This is a genomic window from Streptomyces fuscigenes, from assembly GCF_021556455.1.
GTDB lineage: Bacteria > Actinomycetota > Actinomycetes > Streptomycetales > Streptomycetaceae > Streptomyces > Streptomyces fuscigenes.
In genome coordinates this window covers 1-3976 of record NZ_JAKGCV010000480.1, presented here as the reverse complement: position 1 = coordinate 3976, position 3976 = coordinate 1, and the positions used below count along the sequence as shown (strand labels likewise).

General features: G+C 74.5%; 2 protein-coding genes and 2 pseudogenes. 2 read left to right on the top strand and 2 right to left on the bottom strand.

The window, feature by feature from the left end:
• Positions 1–125 precede the first annotated feature (125 nt).
• Positions 126–884 carry an LOG family protein gene (locus tag L1885_RS24940; protein WP_235799428.1) on the bottom strand — a complete coding sequence of 253 codons (759 nt, stop codon included), beginning with the start codon at positions 882–884 and terminating at the stop codon, positions 126–128.
• 302 nt (positions 885–1186) lie between these two features.
• Complete coding sequence (gene dapE, locus L1885_RS24935) at positions 1187–2263, bottom strand: succinyl-diaminopimelate desuccinylase (RefSeq protein ID WP_235799427.1); 1077 nt, start codon at positions 2261–2263, stop codon at positions 1187–1189.
• Between the two features lie 160 nt (positions 2264–2423).
• On the opposite strand from dapE, the pseudogene L1885_RS24930 reads away from it, so the two are divergent.
• Together L1885_RS24930 and L1885_RS24925 are read left to right on the top strand one after the other, a co-directional pair.
• Positions 2424–3353: pseudogene (locus L1885_RS24930) on the top strand (hypothetical protein); the annotation flags it as partial.
• A 311-nt stretch (positions 3354–3664) separates the two neighbouring features.
• Positions 3665–3976, top strand: a pseudogene (locus L1885_RS24925) (hypothetical protein); the annotation flags it as partial.

The window sequence follows — 3976 nt, the reverse complement described above, 5'->3', positions numbered from 1 at the left end:
CCCGGGGGCCCCGCGGCGGCCCCGGAGCACCCTGCGCGGCGCCGGGGCCCGACGTACGACGCCCCAGGTCCCGCGCGGGGCTCCTGGGGCGGTCCGGGCGTGCCGGGCGGTCGGGGCCGGGGCCCTCAGACGCGGTCCGTGCCCGCTTCCTTGCTGACCAGGGCCACTGCCTCTTCCACGTCGTCCGTGACGTGGAACAGCAGCAGGTCCTTCTCGGCGGCCTTGCCCTGGGCGACCACCGTGCCGCGCAGCCAGTCGACGAGGCCGCCCCAGTACTCCGTGCCGAACAGCACGATGGGGAACCGGGTGACCTTGCGGGTCTGGACCAGCGTGAGCGCCTCGAACAGCTCGTCCATGGTGCCGAGGCCGCCCGGCAGGACGACGAAGCCCTGCGCGTACTTCACGAACATCGTCTTGCGGACGAAGAAGTACCGGAAGTTGACGCCCATCTCGACGTAGGGGTTGAGCCCCTGCTCGAAGGGCAGCTCGATGCCGAGGCCCACCGACACACCGCCGGCTTCCTTGGCGCCCCGGTTCGCGGCCTCCATCGCCCCGGGCCCGCCGCCCGTGATCACGGCGAAGCCGGCCTGGACGAGTGCCTTGCCGATGCGCACGCCCGCGTCGTACTCGGGCGAGTCGACCGGTGTGCGGGCCGAGCCGAACACACTGATCGCGCTCGGCAGTTCCGCGAGGGCGCCGAAGCCCTCGACGAACTCGGACTGGATGCGCATGACCCGCCAGGGGTCGGTGTGCACCCACGCGGAGTCGCCCCCCGTGTCGAGCAGCCGCTGGTCGGTGGTGCCGGCCTGTACCTGGCCGCCGCGCCGGATCACCGGCCCGAGCCGCTGCTCGTCCGGCCGCCCGGATCCCTCCGGATCGCCCATGAGCCGCTCCTCTCTGGTTCTGAACTGTCCCGTTCTGATGATGACCTTCGTAATGCCGCTTTCCTCGTCTCGAACGCGTGTTCCATTCGCCCGCATGCGCGCCGAGGCCCGTACGGCTCCGGCGCGTGTCGGTCTTTTCCAGCTTTCCGGGCCTGTCGAGCTTTTCTGGCTTTTTCAGGTTTTCCGGTTCTTCTTTGCTTCCCCGCCAGCCTAGAGGTACCGACATGACGAACGGCGAAATTCCGGTCGTCCGGACGGCGCAGGTCAGAGGGCGTGCGCCGGGCGGGGCGCGCGGAGGCCCGTCAGGAGGTGAGCCAGGCGCGCAGCCGCTGCTCGCAGTGCTCGATCCGCTCCACCGCGACACGCTCGTCGACCTTGTGGGCGAGCAGCGCGTCGCCGGGCCCGTAGTTCACCGCGGGCACGCCGAGCTCGCCGAAGCGCGAGACGTCGGTCCAGCCGAACTTGGGCTGGGGGGTCCCGCCGACGGCCGCCATGAACGCGGCGGCGGCCGGGTGCGAGAGGCCGGGCAGCGCGGCGCCGGAGTGGTCCGTCACGGTGAAGGTGTCGACGCCGCAGCCGTCGAAGACCTCCTTGACGTGCGCGACCGCCTCGTCGGGACCCCGGTCGGGCGCGTAGCGGTAGTTGACCGTGACGGTGCACGCGTCGGGGACGACGTTGTTCGCGACGCCGCCCTCGATCCGCACCGCGTTGAGCCCCTCGCGGTACTCCAGTCCGTCGACGACCGGCCTGCGGGGCTCGTACGCGGCGAGGCGGGCGAGGATCGGCGCGGCCGCGTGGACGGCGTTGGACCCCATCCAGCTGCGGCCGGAGTGGGCCCGCTCCCCCGTCGTGGTCAGCTCGACGCGCAGCGTGCCCTGGCAGCCGCCCTCGACCTGCCCGTCCGACGGCTCCAGCAGGACGGCGAAGTCGCCGGCCAGCCAGTCGGGGTGCGCCTCGACGACGTGCCCGAGCCCGTTGAGGTGCGCCGCGACCTCCTCGTTGTCGTAGAAGACGAACGTCAGGTCACGGTTGGGTTCCGGCACCGTGGCGGCGATCCGCAGCTGCACGGCGACACCCGACTTCATGTCGGTGGTGCCGCAGCCCCACAGCACACCGTCGGCGTCGAGGCGCGAGGGGACGTTGTCCGCGACGGGGACCGTGTCGAGGTGCCCGGCGAGCACCACGCGCTCGGCGCGCCCGAGCCGCGTACGGGCGACGACGTTGTTGCCGTGCCGGTCGACCGTGAGGTGCGGCAGCGCGCGGAGCGCCCGCTCGACGGCGTCGGCGAGGGGGCCCTCGGACCCGCTGACGGAGGGGATGTCGACGAGGCGGGCGGTGAGCGTGGCGGCGTCGAGGGTGAGGTCGAGCGTGTGGGACATGGAAGTGACACTAACGCGGCGTGCCGGGCGGCCCGAATCCCGCGCGAGCGCGCCGGAGCCTCAGGGTCTTTCCGCAGGTCGGCGCGGCGTCCGCGCATACCCCGGTTTCCTGTGTCCGCAGGCGGAGTTCGGGGGCGCCGCGCTCCAGTACGGTAAGCGCGTGTCCGAGACCGTCACGCGTTCCCGTCGCGGCCGACTCCTTCGTTTCACGGCCGCCTTCGTCGTCCTGCTCGCCGTCGCCGCGTACGTCGGCGTGCAGTACGTGACCGGCGGGGGCGCGGGCCCCGTCAAGTGCAGTGTCCGCGCCTCCGGCGGGGCGGGCGCCGACGACGGGGACGGCGCCACCTTCGAGTTGACGCCCGAGCAGGCGTCCAACGCCGCCACCATCTCGGCCGTCGGGCTGACCCGCGGCATGCCCGAGCGGGCCGTCACGATCGCGCTCGCGACGTCGCTCCAGGAGTCCGGCCTGCGCAACCTCCGTTCCGGCGACCTCGATTCACTGGGCCTCTTCCAGCAGCGCCCGTCGGCGGGCTGGGGGACGGAGAAGCAGATCCTCGACCCGGTGTACGCGTCGACGCAGTTCTACCGGCGCCTGGCGCGGATCCCGGGCTACTCGCGGCTGCCCCTGACGGTGGCGGCGCAGGAGGTCCAGCACAGCGGCTTCCCGGAGGCGTACGCGAAGCACGAGCCGGACGCGACGCTGCTGGCCGCCGCCCTGACCGGCCTCGCCCCTGCCGTGCTGACGTGCCCCGCGCCGTTCGACCACGCGGCGGGCGATCCGGCGAAGGTGCGTACGGCGCTGGTGCGGGCGTTCGGCTCGAAGGTGCTGCCGCCGGCCGCGGCGGGCGCCGGGTGCTCGGTGGCCCCGCACACCGTGCAGGGAGCGCCCGCGACGAGGCCGGCGGCGAGTTCGGCCGCCATGCCGTCGAGGCGCCGCTCCCGCACGTCGAGCCACGTCTCGTGGGCCGCGGTGGCCGCATCGCGGGCGCGGGCGGCCCGCTTCCCGGCCCGCTCCTGCTCCCCCGCAGCCTCGTCGCGCCCCCGGGCGGCGTCGAGCCGCCGCACGGCGGGGTCGAGGAGCCCCGCGAGGCGTTCCGCCGTCGTGGCCGCCTGCTGGGCCTCCTCGATCCGTTCGGCGAGGCCGGCGTGCAGCGCGTCCCAGCCGCCGAGCCAGGCACCGGCCTCCCGCACCGCCTCCTCGTCGGCCCTCAGCTGGCGGTCCAGCTCGGCCCGCTCCCGCCCGAGCTCCGCCGTCCGCGCCTCCGCCGCGCGTGCGGAGGCGAGCGCCCCGAGCTCCTGCCGTACGGCCCGTTCGGCCGAGGTGAGCTGCTCGGCACCCGCCTCGGCCAGATCCCCGGGCAGGGGCCGGCGCGCCGACGCCTGGGCGGTGAGCGCCCGTTCGTGATCGTGGAAGGCGGCGTCGCGCAGGGCGAGCGCCTCCTGGACGCGTTCGGCCCTGCGGTCCGCGTCGAGCCGGGCCTGGGACGCGTCGCGCCGGGCCCGGGTCCGCTCGACGCCCGCGGCCCTCTCCTCGGTCTCGACGAACCGCTGCTGGAGCCGCGCCAGTTCGCTCTGGTACTCCAGCTCGGCGCGGGCCATGCCCTGCCGGCCGGCGGCCTCGGCGTGCGCGCAGGCCGCGATGTCGCACCGCTCGTGCGCCACCGAGCGCGCGACGGCGGCCCAGGCCAGGACGTCCGCCGCGAGGCCCGGGTC

Excerpts from the sequence above, each read along its gene's own strand:
- L1885_RS24940 (WP_235799428.1), bottom strand. The coding sequence starts at position 884 with ATGGGCGATCCGGAGGGATCCGGGCGGCCGGACGAGCAGCGGCTCGGG.
- dapE (WP_235799427.1), bottom strand. The coding sequence starts at position 2,263 with ATGTCCCACACGCTCGACCTCACCCTCGACGCCGCCACGCTCACCGCC.